Annotated in this window: 13 protein-coding genes and 2 pseudogenes; 6 read left to right on the plus strand and 9 right to left on the minus strand. The window is 71.1% G+C overall.

Features of this window, described 5'->3' with window-relative positions; genetic code table 11:
* Window positions 1–28: 28 nt before the first annotated feature.
* Window positions 29–1,765, minus strand: a complete 1,737-nt coding sequence (locus tag ACWCPM_RS18300) for a sensor histidine kinase (RefSeq protein WP_450977220.1) — start codon at window positions 1,763–1,765, stop codon at window positions 29–31.
* 960 nt (window positions 1,766–2,725) lie between these two features.
* Here ACWCPM_RS18300 and ACWCPM_RS18305 point away from each other — a divergent pair.
* Entirely contained in the window at window positions 2,726–3,205 is a 480-nt protein-coding gene (locus ACWCPM_RS18305) for a lamin tail domain-containing protein (RefSeq protein WP_450977221.1), read from the plus strand.
* Window positions 3,206–3,290: 85 nt separating this feature from the next.
* Here ACWCPM_RS18305 and ACWCPM_RS18310 read toward each other — a convergent pair whose 3' ends face one another.
* Window positions 3,291–5,396 (minus strand): SpoIIE family protein phosphatase, encoded by a 2,106-nt coding sequence (locus ACWCPM_RS18310; RefSeq protein ID WP_450977222.1) that lies wholly within the window; start codon window positions 5,394–5,396, stop codon window positions 3,291–3,293.
* 483 nt (window positions 5,397–5,879) lie between these two features.
* Here ACWCPM_RS18310 and ACWCPM_RS18315 point away from each other — a divergent pair, with 483 nt between their 5' ends.
* Window positions 5,880–6,473, plus strand: coding sequence for a hypothetical protein (locus ACWCPM_RS18315; protein WP_450977223.1), 594 nt, complete (start codon window positions 5,880–5,882; stop codon window positions 6,471–6,473).
* Between the two features lie 60 nt (window positions 6,474–6,533).
* Here ACWCPM_RS18315 and ACWCPM_RS18320 read toward each other — a convergent pair whose 3' ends face one another.
* A complete protein-coding gene (locus tag ACWCPM_RS18320; protein WP_450977224.1) occupies window positions 6,534–7,163 on the minus strand; it encodes a hypothetical protein in 630 nt (209 codons plus the stop codon).
* 412 nt (window positions 7,164–7,575) lie between these two features.
* Between ACWCPM_RS18320 and ACWCPM_RS18325 the strand changes: the two genes are divergently transcribed.
* Complete coding sequence (locus ACWCPM_RS18325) at window positions 7,576–8,058, plus strand: N-acetyltransferase family protein (protein ID WP_450977225.1); 483 nt, start codon at window positions 7,576–7,578, stop codon at window positions 8,056–8,058.
* A gap of 334 nt (window positions 8,059–8,392) precedes the next feature.
* On the opposite strand, the gene ACWCPM_RS18330 is transcribed toward ACWCPM_RS18325, so the two are convergent.
* A complete protein-coding gene (locus ACWCPM_RS18330) occupies window positions 8,393–9,070 on the minus strand; it encodes a type 1 glutamine amidotransferase (protein WP_450977226.1) in 678 nt (225 codons plus the stop codon).
* A gap of 124 nt (window positions 9,071–9,194) precedes the next feature.
* Window positions 9,195–9,356: a hypothetical protein gene (locus tag ACWCPM_RS18335; protein WP_450977227.1), complete on the minus strand. Its 162-nt coding sequence runs from the start codon at window positions 9,354–9,356 to the stop codon at window positions 9,195–9,197.
* Between the two features lie 50 nt (window positions 9,357–9,406).
* On the opposite strand from ACWCPM_RS18335, the pseudogene ACWCPM_RS18340 reads away from it, so the two are divergent.
* Together ACWCPM_RS18340 and ACWCPM_RS18345 are read left to right on the plus strand one after the other, a co-directional pair.
* Window positions 9,407–9,844: pseudogene (locus tag ACWCPM_RS18340) on the plus strand (MarR family winged helix-turn-helix transcriptional regulator); the annotation flags it as partial.
* Window positions 9,845–10,242: 398 nt separating this feature from the next.
* The gene (locus ACWCPM_RS18345) at window positions 10,243–10,734 is read left to right on the plus strand and encodes a TIGR04222 domain-containing membrane protein (protein ID WP_450977228.1); all 492 of its coding nucleotides are present in this window, start codon (window positions 10,243–10,245) and stop codon (window positions 10,732–10,734) included.
* 889 nt (window positions 10,735–11,623) lie between these two features.
* Here ACWCPM_RS18345 and ACWCPM_RS18350 read toward each other — a convergent pair.
* The 3 genes and pseudogenes from ACWCPM_RS18350 to ACWCPM_RS18360 form a co-directional block, all read right to left on the minus strand.
* Window positions 11,624–11,983, minus strand: a pseudogene (locus ACWCPM_RS18350) (S1 RNA-binding domain-containing protein); the annotation flags it as partial.
* A 481-nt stretch (window positions 11,984–12,464) separates the two neighbouring features.
* Complete coding sequence (locus tag ACWCPM_RS18355; protein WP_450977229.1) at window positions 12,465–12,932, minus strand: hypothetical protein; 468 nt, start codon at window positions 12,930–12,932, stop codon at window positions 12,465–12,467.
* A gap of 287 nt (window positions 12,933–13,219) precedes the next feature.
* Complete coding sequence (locus tag ACWCPM_RS18360; protein WP_450977230.1) at window positions 13,220–14,197, minus strand: helix-turn-helix transcriptional regulator; 978 nt, start codon at window positions 14,195–14,197, stop codon at window positions 13,220–13,222.
* A 119-nt stretch (window positions 14,198–14,316) separates the two neighbouring features.
* Between ACWCPM_RS18360 and ACWCPM_RS18365 the strand changes: the two genes are divergently transcribed.
* Entirely contained in the window at window positions 14,317–15,057 is a 741-nt protein-coding gene (locus ACWCPM_RS18365) for a putative quinol monooxygenase (protein ID WP_450977231.1), read from the plus strand.
* A gap of 8 nt (window positions 15,058–15,065) precedes the next feature.
* On the opposite strand, the gene ACWCPM_RS18370 is transcribed toward ACWCPM_RS18365, so the two are convergent.
* Window positions 15,066–17,456, minus strand: coding sequence for an RICIN domain-containing protein (locus tag ACWCPM_RS18370; protein WP_450977232.1), 2,391 nt, complete (start codon window positions 17,454–17,456; stop codon window positions 15,066–15,068).
* Window positions 17,457–17,626 lie beyond the last annotated feature (170 nt).

A 17,626-nucleotide genomic window follows, 5' to 3' on the forward strand; every position in this document is an offset into this window, starting at 1 on the left:
AGTGCCCTGGGGGTGCGATGGGCCGGGACTAGTCCTCCGCCCGGGGAAGCGGGTCGGGCCCGGAGGGGGCGGTGGCCGGGTCCTGAGCGGTGTCTCCCGTCCGGCCGCGGTGGAAGGCGCCGAACCGGCTCCCTGCGTCGCGCCCCGGACCGGCCTCTGCGGACTCCGGGCGGTTCGGCTCGGCCGCCGGCCGCGGCCGCGCCCGGTCCGCCTCGGCCATGGTGCGGCCGGGGGCGCGGACCGGCAGCCCGTTCGGGGTGGCGTCGTCGCGGATGCGCGAAATCTCGGCCTCGGGCGCCACGTCCGCCGGCGCGACCACGTGCGGGCGCTGCGCCGGCACCTCCGGGGCCGGGGCGGGCGGGGCGGCCACGGCCGCGGAAGCGGCGTCGCGACGGGGCTGCTCCACGGCGACCGGCTCACGCTGCTGTGCCACCAGCTGGGGCGGCAGCAGGACGACGACACCGGTGCCCCCGCGGGAGGAGGGACGGTAGTTGACGCTTATGCCGTGCTTGGCGGCGAGCCGCCCCACGACCCCCAGACCCAGCCGGGTGCCCTGGAGCGAGGCCAGGTCGGTGATCCGGCCCGAGACCGACTCCTCCGCACGGCGCATGGCGGCGTCGGACATCTTCAGACCGCTGTCCTCGATGGTGACGACGAGACCGGCGCTGCGCTCCTCCACGTACACATGGACTTCATCGATGGGCGGCGAGAAGTTGGCAGCGTTGTCAATCAGTTCCGCCAGCAGATGCATGACGCCCTCCGCCGCGAAGCCCACGAGGGCGGCGTTGCTGGAGTTGTGCAGCCGTACCCGCTGGTAGGCCGCGATCCGGCCGACCGCGCCGCGCAGGATGCTCTCCATGACGATCGGCTTGTTCCACACGCGACTGGGGCGGCCGCCCATCAGCAGCGCCAGCCGGTCCGTCATCAGACCGAGCTGGGAGGTGCTGTGGTCCAGGCGCAGCAGGTCGCCGAAGACGTCCGCGCCATGCCGCTCCTGCATGTCACGCAGGTCGGCGAGCATGCTGACGGTCTTGGCCTGGACCCGGCTGAGAGCCTTGGCGGAAGCGGCCTGGGCGGCCGCGGAACGGCGCTCGCTGTAGGCGAGTTCACGGACGAACGACTCGGCGGGCGCCCGCAGCAACGGATCGACCGGCCACTCCAGCTTGGCGAGGACGGTCTCGGCGGAGCTGCCCTCGCGCAGCAGGGCCACCGCGGCGGGCAGGGTCCTGCCGGTGACGTGCTCGAGTTCCCGTTTCCACGCGGCCACTTCACTCCGCAGCGCCTCGACTTCCGACCGCGCGTCCCCGGCCCGCCGGACCGACGCGGAGAGTTCGGTGGCGTAGAGGTGCAGCATCCGCCGCATGTACGGGTCGGAAGGCGTGGGCGAACCGGACAGCGCCTCGTCGACACCGGCGCCGCTCATCAGCTGGCGGGCGATCGTCGGCAGCGTCGTGTTGACCAGCTGATCCGTTTCGGCGCCGTCCCGCATCCAGCCGCTCCTGGCCGTCTCCAACTCTCCGGCGAGGGCGTCGGTCCGGCGCTGCGCGCGGCGCATCCCCAGGGAGGTCGTGACGCAGACGACCGCGAGACAGACCCAGGCGACGACGACGGTTCCCGCCACCCACGTGCGCGCTCTCTCGGGAGCCAGGACGGCGGCCGCGGCAGCCCCGGCGGCCGTGACGGCCAGGACCGCGGGCACCACGGCCCGTGAGGAGCGCTTCGCCGGCGCGGAGGCGCGCTGGCGGGGGCGAGCAGGCACTGACATTCCGCGATCCCTCGGTCCGTGAGAGCAGGAGTACGTCCACGACTGGCGCGTCACCGAGAACGTGGAAGGTGGTAGAGCGCCTTCCGGTTCAAGCGCGCGCCTCATGCTAGCCATCGCGCCTGGCGTGATGACCCCGGCAAGGGGACCAGCCCACGGGCAAGTTCACTTCGTCGAGAAATGAACACCGCGCCATACGGATGTGATAGATGCTCTCATGCGGTGTACAACCACTTGGCCGCGGTTCGGGGATGACTCTTTCGAACGATTTGTGGCCCACGCACCGTCACGCGGTGCTTCTCGGCCGGGAGGTGAGGGTCTATTTCCGGCCAACCGTAGACGGTCAAGGCCGGTTGACGGCACCCGCGCGAGGGCGGAAGGGGCGCCGGAGCGTGGCGGGCGTGGCGTGCGCGAGTGGGTGGAAGAGGCGACGGAGGACGGTCCGGTTCTGTTCGCGATCGCCCTGACAGGCGGATCCGTCTCCTCCGGGAGGGCGCGGGCGGCTGCGTGGAGTTGGCGCCGGGCGGCGCGCATCGCCCGTACACGGAGGCCGGCGCGCGTCTGCGTGCGCGGGAACGCCCCGGGGGTGACTCGTCGTATCGGCTGCGACCCGTGGGTGGTGGGCCCGGCGTCCCTGCTGTTGCTCACTTTCGGGTGAGTTCGCACTGCGGAGCGCTCGCGGGGTGCGGGTGCGGAGCGGTGAGCGACGCGCCCCGGACCGGGCGGCACAACGCTGGGTGCAGGGGCCACGGATGCGCGCGGAGGATTCGCTCGGATACATGTATAAAACAATAGACTGTTACCGAATTGTCCATGTTTGGCAACACGGGTTGGCGTTTCACGGGCCGGGCATGTGCTCGCGGCAGTGTGTGGGTCCTCGGCCGACGCCGGCCGAGAAGCTCGCACCCAGGCCTTTCCCGGATCACCGGAGAGGGCCACGGGTCCTGATCCGAAAGGGATCTCGTGTCTGCTTCCTTGACCGCTCGCGGTCTGACCGCCGCCACTCTCGCCGCCGGGGCCATCGCGGCACTGACCGCGCTGCCGGCCTCCGCCGACCACGGTGATCGCCGCCACGACCGTCACCAGGTCGTCATCAGTGCCGTGCAGTACGACTCGCCGGGACGTGAGGACCGCTCCCACCGCGCTCTGAACCGCGAGTGGGTGGAGATCACCAACACCGGTCGGCGCACTGTGAACCTGGACGGCTGGACGCTGTCCGACCGGGACGGTCAGACCTATGTCTTCGACCGTTTCCGTCTGGACGGCCGTTCCACCGTCCGTGTCCACACCGGCTTCGGCCGCGACAGCCGTACCGACGTCTACCAGGACCGTCACCGCCCCATGTGGGACGACCGCTCCGACAGGGCCACCCTGGCCGACGACCGCGGCCGCGAGATCGACAGCGAGTCCTGGGGCGGTCGCGGATACCGCCACCACCGCTGACCCGCCACCCGGACGAGGGGCGACCGAAGAATGACCGGGGGTCCTGCCGCGGCTCCGTGGCGGGACCCCCGTAGACCGCCCGGGCCTACACCGGGCGTGACGGGCCCGGGCCGGTGTTCGTCAGCGACTGGGTGCGGGCGATCAGCAGGGCGACGTCGTCATGGCTGGCGGGGGCCCGGAGCTGTCGGAGCAGCCGGTCGCAGGTCTCCTCGATGGAGTGGTCCGGCGAGGACAGCAGGTCCACGAGGTCGTCGAGGCGGTCGTCGATGGAGTCGTCACGCGTTTCCACCAGGCCGTCGGTGTAGAGGATCAGCTGATCGCCGGGACGCAGATCGTGCGTGGTGGTCTCGAACGGGACGCCGCCGACTCCCAGCGGGGTGCCCGTGGGCAGGTCCAGCAGTGCGGGTGGCTCGCCGGCGCGCATCAGCACCGGGGGGAGATGCCCGGCGGAGGCGACGTGCAGGCGGCAGCCCTGCGGGTCGTAGATCGCGTAGACGCAGGTGGCGAGGTACGGGTCCAGCCCCTGAATGATCTTGTCGAGATGGGTGAGGATCAGGGCGGGGTCGAGGTCGAGGTCCGCGAGCGTCGAGGTGGCGGTGCGCAGCCGGCCCATGGTGGTGGCTGCCGGGATACCGCTGCCCATGACGTCGCCCACCACGAGAGCCGTGCGGTCACCGTCCAGAGGGATGACGTCGAACCAGTCGCCGCCCACCTCACTGAAGGCCTGTGCGGGCCGGTACCGCGCGGCCACCTCCAGACCCGGATGGCGCGGCGAGAGCCGGGGCAGCAGGCTGCGCTGCAATGTCTCGGCGGCACTGCGGATGTGCTGGTGCAGGATGGCGTTGTCGATGCTGAGGGCGGCGGCCGAGGCCAGCTCGCAGGCGAGGGTGAGATCGTCCTCGTCGAAGTGCTGCGGATTGCGCGCACGGGCCATGCCCATGACGCCGATGATCTGCCCCCGGGCGATGAGGGGGACCGCCATGTCGGTATGGACGCCCGCTTGGGCGAGCAGCCGCGCGGCATGGTCGTTCTCGGCGATGCGGGTGACATCGCCACTGCGCAGATGAGTGATCAGTACCGGCTTACGGGTGCGGACACAGTGCGCCGCCGGATGGTCGGTGTGGTACGTGGTGAGGCGGCCGGGCGCCACGATCGCGTCGGAGGCTCCGGTGGGGTAGGCGGTCTTCACCGCCAGCGCCCGGAAGAGGGCCGGACCTCCCCCGAAATCCGTACGACCCGTCTGCAGGACGGAATCCAGCAGGTCCACCGCGACCATGTCGGCCAGGTCGGGGACCACGACGTCGGCCAGTTCCTGTGCCGTCCGTTCCACCTCCAGGGTGGTGCCGATGCGAGCCGAGCCGCTGGCCATCAGCCGCAGACGCTGCTGCGCCCGTTCGGCCTGTCGCGCGGCCTGATACCGGTCGGTGATGTCCACCACCACGTCGGCGATGCCGAGGACGTGCCCGCAGTGGTCCTCCAGCCGGTACCACGACATGGTCCAGGCACGGTCCTGCTCCAGGTCGGCGCGGGTGCGGCCCACCACCTGCCGGTCGACCACCGGGACACCGGTCGCCAGGACCTCCCGCATGCAGTTCTCCGCGTCGAGGAACTGATCGTCGGGCAGAACCTCCCGGAACCGCCGGCCGAGGTGTTCGGTCTCCGGCACGCCGTGCATCGACGCGAGGGCCGGGTTCACGGCCAGGAACCGCAGGTCGGTGTCCAGGACGGACAGCCCGATCGGCGCCTGGGTGACCAGCCGGTCGGACAGGGCCAGCTTGCGCTCCACGTGCAGCAGCGTCGACCGGTCGGCGGCGAGCCCCAGGGCGTAGTGATCGCCCAGGTTGTCCGTCAGCCGCATGTTGCGGAACTCCACCAGCCGGGTGCTGCCGTCCTTGTGCCGGACCGGGAACGGCCCGGCCCATGCCTTGCCCGTCACCATCACCCCGGCGAACAGTTCCAGCGCCGCCTCCCGGTGCTCGGGACGGAGGAGCAGTTGCGCGGCGTACTGTCCCACCGCCTCGCCCCGGGTGTAGCCGAACAGTTCGTCGGCCTGCGGGCTCCACATGTCGATCCGGCCGTCGGCCTCCACCAGCACCGCCGCGACACCCAGCAGATCCATCAGCGCACTCGGGTCCGACGTCCCGTCCTGCGGACGATCGGCGTGCTGAGGTCGCTGTCGCGCTGGGCTCATCGCACCCGTTCCTTCCGCCCGCCGACTCGCTTCCACGGGCCTACCCACGGCACCGTTCCAGGGCGGCGGTCCTGGAGCAGGGCGGCAGACCCGTCCACGGTGCGGCACGCACCCGAGAAGGTCAGGGGAACCCGCCGAGGCGCGCCGGGGAAGGCGATCCCTGGTCTCGGGCGACCCGCACTAGAGCCATACTGTGCCCCCGGCGCTGGTCTGGCCATCGTTGCGCGCCCGGCCCCGGGTGTCCCGACGCCGCCGGCCCGCCGGAACATCGGCCGGGAACGGGCACCGCTGCTCGTCCTGGGCCACCTCGTCGGCCCGGCGCATCAGGGCGGAGGGAGACGGACGCGGGCAGCGCGTCCTTGACCTCCCGGCGCTCCGGGCACCTACGCGGCAGAGGCGTCGGCGTGGCTGCCCTTCGACACCTCCTACGACATCCTGATCACCGGCGACTCCGCACGCGGCGCCGTCGGCGACACGGTGACGGTGGACGTCGGTTTCCGCAATCTCGGCCCCGCCTGGGTGCGGGGGCTGGAACCGCCGGACGACGATCCGATGCTCACGTACGTCACCGTCCCGCCGGGTGCCACGGCGACGGGGATTCCCGAGGACTGCTGGCCCGACTCCCACACCGGGGGCCTGTACGGATGCTGGGCGCACGCGCCGGTCCTGGAGGACGCGAACCTCACCTTCCCGTTCGAGTTGCGCATCGACAAGGTCGTGAAGAACGCCAAGGGCAAGATCCAGATGCAGCCCTTCGACTACCCGGACGAACCCGACCAGGAGAACAACTCGGCGTGGATCGTCCTGAACCCCACCGATGACGGCGGGAGCACGCAGGGAGCTTCGGGTGGCCCTTCTTCCAGCCCGAGCCCCGGCGACCCCGGTGGCGGCGGTACGACCGGCTCGACCGGCACTGCTACCGGTGGCAGCGGCTCGTCGTCCTCCGCCGGCTCCTCCGGCGGCGGGCTCGCCTCGACGGGTGTCCAAGGCGCGCCGCTCGTCGGGGGCGGTGCGCTCCTGGCACTCGGACTCGGGACGGTGATCGTCGTGGTCATCCGCCGCCGGTCCGTGGCCTAGCGACCTCTGCCGCCCGCGACGGCGCGTCCGACGGGCCGTGACGGCCGCACCGCGTCCGGCTCACGGCAGGCGGAGGCTGTCCACGGCGTGCTCATGTGTCGCCGTGACGGACTTCTGGCCCGTCCGGGAGCCGGCGGTCAGGACCTGGACGATGTGGTCCTCGGTGACGGTCTGCGTGGCGCTGACGGTGAGATCGTTCTTCGTGTTGGTCAGACGCGCGTCCAGGCGAGGGCGGCTGTCCATGGTGCCGCCCCGCTGACTGGTGATGGTGCCGTCGCCGAATTCCTCGGCGAGCCCCTCGCGGGTGCCTTCGACCAGTTCCTTGAGTTCTGCCTGCCCGGCGCCCTTCATGTCGATGACCAGGAGGTACACGAACCCGTCGGAGGTCCGCACGGCGTAGAGACGCCCTTGCAGTCCGTCGGATTCCAGCTTCTCGGGTGCGGACTTTCCGGGCAGTGCGAAGGTGATGCCACTGGCGGGGTCGACGGAGCTCACCCAGTTCACCGCGGAGGTCGTGGTGCCGTGGGAGTCGTCGTCGCCGTGCGGGGCCACGGTCGCGGTCGTCGCCGTTTCGACGGGCGCCCTGGCCGGAGCGGCGAGGGCGCTGCCTGGCAGCAGCACGCCTCCGGCGACCAGAGCGGTGGGGGCGAGAATCATCGCAAGGCGCTGGGTCAGTGAACGGCGAGCCATGGAAATCAGATCCTTCGTAGGGGGAATTTCGCTGGGGCACCCGCGAGACGCAGGCGCCGGGACGGGTTCCGGATGCACGCGCGACCGGGGAATTCCGGGCGGTGCGGACGGGTCGTGCGTTCGACGTGTGCCCTGTCTCGATTAAGCCCGGCGGGGCCTACAGGCGTCATGCCCCTGCATCACGTGGCACGGGAACTCGGGACTTGACGAGCCGCTGCGAGCCACTGCGCCGCGTCCTCCGCAGGCCGCGGACGCCCGACCACTTCGCCCCGTTGTCGCCGGAGAGTCATCGATCTGCACATACGGCGCAGCCGTCGCGGTCTGCCGATGCCGGTCATGACGTCTCGATCGGGGAGCGGCCGTGCGGCTAGAGTCGGGGGGCTCACCGCTCACTGCAGAAGTTGGAATCACCGTGACGACCGGACAGCACCACCCCGCCATCCGCCCCGCGACCGCGGAAGATCTTGGTGAACTCCAGGTTCTCGCGCGCCGGACGATCGACACCTGTTACCGCGGGTTCCTCGGCGACGAGGCAGTGGACTGGTTCATCGGCAGTGGTGCTTCCGACGCGCATGTGAAGAGTCACCTGCAGCGGGGTGGTGTGCACTGCCTCACTCAGGACGGCCGGATCATCGGCCTGTCCATCCTCGACGGCTCCACGGTCGACCTGATGATGGTCGACCCGGATCATCACCGTCGAGGTCTGGGGCGCTTTCTGCTTCGGCATGCGGAACAGACGCTTCTTGCCCAGTACCCGGTCATCCGGCTGGAGACCTTCCCGGAGAACGCCAGGGCCGTGTCGTTCTATGAGGCGTGTGGCTGGATGCTCGGGGGGCCACTGGAGGGCGAGGGGCCAACGCGGCTGGAATACACCAAGAGCGGCACGGGGGGCTGAACCCGACGGCTGCCCAGGCCGGATCAGGCAACGTTCACTCTGGCGACGACGGCGCGTAGGACGCGGTCCTCGGCGTGGCTGGATTCGCCGCCGGTATCCCCTGCGCGGACAGCAGGACTTTCTGGGTCCGCCGCCAGATCACCACCGACCCGGTTCCCCGAGGGATGATCCGCGGCAGCCGTCCGCCCTCGTCGTCATCGCTCTCACGGACACGTGATCGTTCAACCGCGCGGACAGCAGGCCGTGTTCGTATCGTCCGAGCGACGTGCCACAGCAGGGCGAGCGTTGCCTGATGTGGCACTCGGTGATGGTGGCGACGTCGGGGGCCCGTCGGTCACGTCGGCTCGGTCGTTCGGAAGAGCCGGGGCAGTACCGCTCGGCCGACGGCGGCGATCGCGTCGGTCTCCTCCTCGGACGGGCGGGCGTGTTCCGGCAACTCGGGACCGAAGCCCTCGACGGCCGCCGCGTCCACCTCGATGTGGAACTGCAAGCCCCATGCCCGGGGTCCGAGCCGGAACGCCTGATGCGGGTACCGGTCGCTGGAGGCGAGGAGGAACGCGCCCTCGGGGAGGGTGAAGGTGTCCTGGTGCCAGTGGAGCACCGGCATCTCGCGGCCGACCCCGTGGAGCAGAGGGTCGTCCTCGGCGGCCGTCCGCAGAGTCACGCTTCCAGGGCCGATCTCCGGCTCGGGCCCACGTGTCACGTCCGCGCCCGCCGCAGCGGCCAGCAACTGGGCTCCCAGACACACACCGAGTACGGGTACCCCCTCGTGCACAGCCTGCCGCAGCAGGCGGCGTTCGGCGGCGAGGTGCGGGTGGCGGCCGTCGTCCAAGGCGTTCATCGGACCGCCGAGGACGACGAGTCCACCGGTCTCGCGCAGACCGGGCACGCGGTCGCCGTCCCACAGGTGACGCACCCGCAATTCCACACCGGCCGAGGCGGCGGCGCCGGAGAGAAGGCCGGGGCCCTCGAACGGAACGTGCTGCAGGACGTGCCACGGACGGTCGGACATGCGTATCGCCTCCAGTGGGTCGCCGGGGCCCGATCGGGCCGCCGGGGTCCGGGAGCGGCACCCGGACGGTTCGCGTGACGAGGGGCCGGATGCCGCTCGATCCGGGGTGGCCGGACCGCCCGCGCTACTTCACGGGCAGGGGGACCGGCGGGAAGTCGACCTCTGTCCGGCCGACGGAGTTGAAGTAGTTGGTGAACACGTTCAGAGCCACATTGGCGACGATCTCACCGATCTCCCCGTCGCCGAGCCCGGCGGCGCGGACCGTGTCGAGGTCCTCATCGCTCACGAGACCACGGGTCTCCAGGGCCGTCCGACCCCAGGCCCCGCCGCCCGAGTGAACTGACCCACACCCTGGCCTCCACGGCCCCCACGATCAGCGACGCGGTGAAGACGCTCACCGCGAAGGAACTCGTGGAACGCCGACGCGACCCGGCCGACGCCCGAGCCGTGTTCCTGACCCTGACCGACACCGGGCGCGCCGAGGCCGAGCGGCTCGTCCGTCTGCCCGAGGAGTTCGCCGAGGCCATGGACACCCTGACCGAGGACGACCTCGCCGCCATGCTGCGCGGCGCCGCCAGCATGATCAGGTCGCTGCAGGACCACAAGGCGATCCCCGTGTCGAGGATGTGTCTGACCTGCGACCACTTCCGGCCCGACGCCCACCCCGGCACGGACCGCCCCCACCACTGCGCCTTCGTCGACAACGCCTTCGGCGACGCGGAGCTGCGCCTCGACTGCCCCGACCACGCCGAGGCCGCCGGACCGGGGCGATGATGGCGGTCGGACCCTCACGGACCTGAGCGTCCGTACGGCGGCGGCCGTACACGGCGTACGGCATCCTCGAACGTGGCCCTGAAGGCGGGCGCGAAGGCTTCGAGGACCCCCGACGGCGGGCACACTCCCGGCACACGGGGTCCGCCGGCACGGGGGTGGTGGCGGGCGTCGGCTGAGGGGGTGTCATGGCATGACGAGAGCCGGGAGCGTGCGGGAGACGCCGCACGAGATCGCGCTGCTGTCCGGCGGCCCGCGCGCCGCGGTCACGGTGGCCGTCGTCGCCCTGTATCTGAGGGGCGCCGTCGAGGCGGGGGCACCGGGCACCATCCGGGCGGCCGGGCGAGGCGGGCCGGGACCTGCCCGCGCTTCCGCCGCCGGGCGTGCCGCTGGACGCGCTGATGGACTCCGTCGCGGGCCGGGCGGCGGCCGTCACGGGAGCGATCCGGGCGTCGTACCTGGAGAGCGCGGTCCACCACTGCCTGGACGAACCCCGCGAGACGGGGGAGCTGGTCCGGCACGCGGACGTCCGGTGGGCGCTGGCGGAGGTGCGGGTCGGTCTCGCCGAGGCGGGGCTCCTGCGGTATCCGCTGTTCGGACCCACCAGGGCCGCCCGGCGGCGGCTGAAGCTGCTGCGGAGCACGTACCCGCCACCGGCGAGCCGACGCGGTGTGCCGGACCGGGAAAAGCTGCTGGCCGTCGCCCTGCACGGTGAGCCGGCCCTGCGCGTTCTGGTGCCGCGTTTCGCCCTCCGCGCCGGTCTCACGGACCGGGTCAGGATCACCGACAAGGCCTTCTTCCGGGGCTCGCCGCGCAGGGGCACCCACGGCGGCAACGGCGGCTACCTCTACTGCGGAAGCGGTGGGGGCGGTGGCGGTGGCGGCGGGGACTGAGCCCGCCGGCGCGGGTTCTGGTGGGGTGTGGGAAGAGCAGTGAACTCTTCAGCGGCTCTGTCGCAGGTCGGAGGCCAGGCGAGTCGGTTCCGGCCGCCGGTCGGGCGTGGCCGAGACCGGAAGGTGGTCGGCGTCACCGCGTTGTCGTCGACCGGGTGAACGACAGAGCGCCGGACACGCTCCGGCTCCCCGGCGGCGGGTACCGGGCGATGTGGGCGGGCCAGCGATCCGGGCCGCTCGTGGACGCCATCACCGCCGATCTGCGGAACTACTCCGGGGGCGGCTGGTGGACGACATGGCGCTCGTCGTGGCCGAGCGGGGTACCGGGCCGGGCGCCGGCTGACCCGGGACAGGTGACGCCCACGCGGTGACAGCTCCGTCGTACGGGCGTCACCGCGCAGGCATCACCAGGCAGGCGGCACCGCGTTGGCGTCACCAAGCGGGCGTCGGTGGCGTCCGGCTGAGGCGGGCGATCTCGGGCAGACAGCCCGTCCTCGCCGGCGATCTTCGCAAGCACGGTCAGGGCGGCCGCTCGCAGCCGCCCTGGTCCCATGCGGCGGATCTCCCGCAGCAACGGCACGATGGCGCCGCTCGCAGCCGCCCTGGCCCCACGCGGCGTATCTCCCGCAGCAACGGCACGATGGACGGGCCCCATGAGGCCAGGACCAACCGAGCCAGTCTCCCGGTCCTGGGATCGGGGTCACGAAGGAGGGGAAGCAGGGCCGCCACGGCCCGGGGATCTCCCGCCCCGTGCGACTCGATGCCGCTCACAGCATCCCTTCGAACGGTTGCCTCGGGATGGGACAAGGAGACCATGTGCCGGGTCAACTCATCCGACTCGGCACCGGACTTGTACCTGTTGACCTCGCGTGTACGGGCAGCAGTTTCGTCAGGAATGGCGATCTCCCTCGTGGCGCGGTGTACGGGCCTGCGTCTGAGACAGGGTGATGCGACGCCGGGTGAGATCGACATCGGTGATCTTCACGGTGAGCATGTCGCCGACCTCCACCACGTCTCCGGTCGGTTCGTCCAGCTCGCTGGTGTGCACGAGCCCTTCGAAGCCGTCCTTGCGTTCTTCGATGCGCACGAAGACACCGAACGGCACGATCTCGGTGACTGGTCCGGTGACCACCTGCCCTGTCCGCTGCGCGATCTGCGGCCACGGGTCTTCCTGCACTGCTCGGAGCGACAGTGGAACCCGTTCCCCGACCATGTCGACATCGAGGACCTCGGCCGTGATCTCCTGGCCGCGCGGTGAGGCCCCGCTTGTCCAGACTGCGTCTCGCGTGGCCGGCGCGGTCGCTCATGTCGGGCAGCGTACGGTAAGCTGGCATAGGGGGATGGTCCTGCGCGGTACGGCATTGCCTGCGCGGCTTCGTGGATGGCGAGACAGACCTGTCCGTAGGCACGCTGGATCGGTGGAAGTCGGGTGGAACTCGGTGCGGGTGTCGATGGCGAGACGGCGCCAACAATTGATCGGAGATCAACCATGAGCCTGTGCCAACCTGGCTGACAGCGGTGTGAGTTGGTGTGGGGCCGCGTGTAGGAAGGGCGGGCCCCGGCCCAGCACGTCATCGCCTTCATCAAGGACGACAAGGTCGCCTCCCTGGGCACGACGCTGCTGGACCCCGAGCAGTATCCGTCGCCGTGCCGGAAGACCGGCCCTGAAGGGTACGTAAGCGTTGCCGCTGCTGCCTTCGGCCTGTCTGAACGCCCGTAGGCGCCTCAGCTCAGTTGGCGCGCTTGAACCTGTTGACGTCGCAGGCGTCTGGGTCGCCCCGGTACTCATAGAGGCGAGGGACCTGCCGGCTTCCGTCGACGAACAGCCCCGTGCCGTAGTAGCCACCCTTCTCCGAACTGTTCCGGTAGTCACTGATCCTGTGGAACGTCAGCGAGAGGAATGCGGCGCTGTCAGTACTGGTCAGCTCCCACGTGCCGTTGCCGTCTCGCTTCTCTGGTGGGCCCTCGGCATCCTCAAGGTCCGTCGGCCACCCCGTCGTCGTGAACGTCCCATCCCCCTTGAGGGCTACGGAACGGCCTGCCGCATCTCGATAGGTGCCGACCAGATCCCGACTGGCCAGTCCGTCCGGCTGTGGGCCCTCCCCTGGACAAGGTGAGTATCGGGCGAAGCACCCTGTCGCGGTCGAAACAGCGGCCAAAATGAGCGCCCCTGCAAGGCCGCCGAGTCTTCGGTTCATGTTCCCCCCACACCTTCGGGAATGTCCTGAGGCTGCACCAGAGCAGCAGATACCACCGGCTGGACTGCGGCTTGTTCGGCACTCCCCGCTCCATTGTCGCGGTTGCGGCCGCCGGCACAGTGAGCGGGCCAGTCGAGGCGACTTCTTACTCCTCGACCTCAGCGGCATGGTCGTCAAGGCAACTGAATCGACCTGGACGAGGCAGCGCAGCGACCGGGTGGCGATGTCGGCCCGGACACGCCAGTTGACGTCCACCCATGACGCCGGGCACGGCCGCGACTTGACGGTCAGGCGATTCCGTAGGTCCTCGCGAGGACACCTACCGTCTCGGCCATGCTGTCGCGCAGTTCCGCCGGGCCGACGACCTCGACGTCGGCACCGAGCCGCAGCAGCTCGCCGCAGGCGTGCGCGGTGCTCTCCGTCGGGATGACCGCCTCGACCCATCCGTCGTCGCCGACGGCCCTCGCGGTGGACTCGACCGCCCGCACCACCTCCGGGGGCAGGTTGTCGGGCAGGCGCCGGCGCCCCCGTGGGGACAGGCGGACGGTCGCCGTGCCGGTGTACCGGCGCGCCTGGAACTCGTCCAGGTACGAGGTCCAGTGCGCGGACAGGTCGAAGTCCCGGGGCCGGTCGAACCGCTCGTCGGTCGGCGTCGCGTCGAGCACCTGAGTGACCCGGTAGGTGGCGATCCGGGTCCGCGCCGCTGCCACCAGGTACCAGACACCGGACTTGAGCACCAGGCCGTAGGGACGAAGGCGGCGGTCCACCTCTTGCGGCGCGCGCCAGCGCCGGTAGCGCACGTCCACCGCGCGCCGGGTGAGCAGGGCGTCGACGAACAGGGGCAGGAACGGCGTCGGTTCGGGCTCCCGGTACCAGGCCGGGGCGTCCAGATGGAACACCGCCGCGGTCCGCGCCGCCTCGGCACGCAGTCCCGTCGGCAGCGCGGCGAGCAGCTTCAGCCGAGCCGCCGTCACCTCCGCCGACAGCCCCAGGTCGGCGGCGGGGCCGGGCAGCCCGGCGAGGAACAGCGCGCGTGCCTCTCCCTGGCTCAGCCCCGTCAGACGGGTGCGGTAGCCGTCGAGGAGCCGGTACCCGCCCGCGCGGCCCGGCTCCGCGTAGACCGGAACCCCGGAAGCCTGCAGACGCGCCAGGTCCCGATAGGCGGTGCGGACCGACACCCCCAGTTCGTCCGCGATCCCTCGGGCTGAGACGCGGCCACGGGATTGCAGCAACAGCAGCACCGACAACAACCGACCGGCAGACATGCGCGCATTCTCCCCGGAAACACTGACAGCCCCTGGCACACCGCGGCTCTACCGTCTGTTCACGCCCGCTCCGGCAAGGCCGGAACCGGGCTCGGAAGAGCAACGAACAGGAGCCCGAGGTGTCTTCCCACGATCCCGCCGACCGTCCCGCCGTGATCGAGCTGCGCCAGTACACGCTGCGTCCCGGCCGCCGGGACGAACTCGTCGAGCTGTTCGACAAGGAGTTCGTCGAAACCCAGGAGGAGGCCGGGATGCTGGTGCTCGGCCAGTTCCGCGATCTCGACGACCCGGACCGCTTCGTCTGGCTGCGCGGGTTCCGGGACATGGCGGCACGGCACAGCGCCCTGTCCGTCTTCTACGGCGGCCCGGTCTGGGCCGAGCACGGCCCGCGGGCCAACGCGACCATGCTCGACTCGGACGACGTCCTGCTGCTGCGACCCCTGTCGGACCGGACGGACCTCGCCCCCTCGCGGTCCGCGCGTCCGCGGGTCGGCGCACCCGCACCGGACCGGTGCGTCGCCGTCACCGTCTGGTCCTTCCCTCCCGGACGGTCCGACGGCGTGACCCTGATCCGGGACGGGCTCCTTCCCGTCCTCCAGGAGACGGGCCCCGCGCCGCTCGCGGTGCTCATCACCGAGCCGGCTCGGAACACGTTCCCCGGGCTGCCCGTCCGCGCCGGGGAGAACGTCGTCGCCGTCATCACGTCGTACCCCGGCGAGAGCGCCCGCCTACGGCACCTCGCCGACGCACACGCCCGTCCGCGCGTCCGGGACGAGGTCCTGCCGGGCATCGCGCGCGAGCAGACGGCGCCGCCCCGGACGCTGCGGCTGGCGCCCACCGGCCGCTCGTTCCTCTCCTGACGCACGGCTCAGACGAGCCGCCAGAGGTGGTCCGCCGTGCCGTTGTCCGTGAACTGGACCACCTGGGCGCTGTCGGCGGTGGACATGCGGTCCACTCCGAGGACCTTGCCGCTGTGCCGGTTGCGGAGCCTGAACCAGCCGTCGGCGTCCTCGACGCGGGTCCACAGGTGGTCGGCGGTGCCGTTGTCCTCGAACTGGACGACGATCGCACTGTCGGCGGTGGACATCCGGTCGACGCCGAGGACCTTGCCGCTGTTCCCGTTGCGGACGAGGAACCAGCCGTCGCCGCGGTCCACGAACTGCCAGGCGTGATCGGCGGTTCCGGTGTTCGAGAACTGCACGACGCGGGCGCTGTCGGCGAGCGACATGCCGTCCACGGCGAGGACCTTGCCGCTGTGCTTGTTCTGGACGCGCCGGAACGGCGGCTCCGGAGTCCACGGGCGGCCCTGTGGGGACGCCACGGGGAAGGCGGTGATCCGTAGCCGGGCGGCGCCCATGGGGATGAGGGTGACCCGTTCCGCGGCGGCGGTCGAGCGGGCGGGGCCGTCCTGGAGCGGGGCGACGACGTTCTCGCTGTCGGCGGTCCATTCCGGGATCCGGCGGGCGTCCGCGGTGATCCGTACGGGCACCGTCTCGTCGGTGAAGGGGTTGTCGGGGACGGGTCCGCCGGTTCGGGTCACGACCGGCCGTATGTCGGGGGCCAGACCGTAGTTCCACGGGGTGGTGGCGTGCACCTCGTACTCGGGGAAGGCTTCGGTGCCCGCGTACCGTACGTACCGCTCGCCGATCCGCAGCGAGTACGTCAGCGGTCCGTGGTCGACACTGACCGCGCCGTGGTTGCCCGGCCAGGTCCGCAGCGTGGTGCGCTGGGGGAGCTGAAGGGTGACGGTGTCGCCGTCGCGCCAGGTCCGGTCCACGCGGGCGAAGGCCGGTCCGTCGGGGGAGGCGACCGGCTGTCCGTTCACCGTGAGCCGTGGGCCTCGGCACCAGCCGGGCACCCGCAGCCGCAGCGGGAAGGCGACGGGTGTCGGGGTGGCGACGGTGATCGTGACGGTCTCGCCGAAGGGGTAGTCCGTCGCGGTGGTGAGCACGACGGCAGTACGGGACGCCCCGACGGTGGCGCGCACCTGACTGGGCGCGTACATGGCGGCGACCAGACCGTCGTCGGGGCTGCCCAGCCACAGTTCCTCGGTGAAGTAGGGCCAGCCCATTCCATAGTTGTGCGGGCAGCAGCGGTAGTTGTCGACGCCCGGCTGGAACGCCTGCATGGCGAAGCCGTTCTGGAACTGCCCCTGGGTCTTGGCCCGGTTGTCGAGGCCGACGTTGTTGGCGCTCGTGACGTAGTGGACGGCCTTGCCCTGCGGGTCGAGTGCGGCGGGCAGCATGTTGAACGCGAGATCCTCGCACCGGTCGGCCCACACCGGGTCTCCGGTGATACGGGTCAGCAGCTCATGGCCGGCCATGAACTCGACGATGCCGCAGGTCTCGAAGCCCTGCCGGGGGTCCCCGAAGCCGGGCCGGAGGTTCTCGTCGCCGGCGAATCCGCCTCCCGGGAACTGGCCGTAGGCGCGCATCACGTCCTCGTAGGCCCGGTAGGTGGCGCGGGTGAGGTCGGCGGAGCCGTCGAACTGGGCGTACTGGGCGGGCTCACGGAAGCCCTGGGCGATGTTGACGTTGTGCGGACTGGGACTCGGCCCTGTCCAGTTCGCGCCCCAGGTGTGCATCTTGGCGGCCAGTTCCACCAGGAAGGCGTCTCCGGTGCGCCCGTGCAGCCAGTGCGCGACGTCCAGCCCGTCGCCCCAGCGGAAGGAGACCCAGCTGGAGTCGAACGCCGACTTGCCTTGCGCGTTCATGAAGCGCAGGAACCGGGTGAGGAAGGGCACGATCCGGCCGTCGCCCGAGTACTCCTCCCAGGTGCGCAGTGCCATCAGAAGCGGCAGGAACGGCCAGAAGTCGGGGCCGCCGTTGAGTGAGGTGCGCAGGGCGCGCGGGCCGAAGAACCCGTCGCTCGCCTGCGTGGCCACGATCGCGTCGACCCAGCGACGGGCGTTCGCCAGGGCGGCGGAGTCCCGGGTCGCCACCGCGAGCGGGACGTAGCCGCGTAACCAGTAGGTGACCTCCTCCCAGCCCTGCTTGTCGGGGTTCACCCAGCCGGTGTCGGCGAAGTCCAGGAAGTGCGATCGCTGTTCGAACTGGCCGAACAGGCCCGCCAGCAGCAGCCGGAGCTGGCCGGCGAGCCAGCCGCGTGCGCTGACGCTGCCGGCGGGCAGCTTGCGGAAGGCGTCCTCGGCGACGGGCGGCACGGCGGCCGAAGCCGTCCGCGGGAAGCGGACGCCGAGTGTGACGGCACCCAGTGCGAGGGCGCTCGCGGTGAGGAAGGCGCGGCGGTCGACGGTCATGCGGGGGCTCCTGTCCGTGCGGGGAGAGGGGAGCGTGCCACGGTCGTTCCCGGAACCGTCCCCGAGGGGACGTGGATGCCGCACATGTGGGGCACGTGCGGTCACCCGGATCTGTATATCGTTGTAAAGAGTCGTTGGTGACATGACAACATCCGGGGCGGGGTCACGTC

Source organism: Streptomyces sp. NPDC002309 (assembly GCF_053593375.1).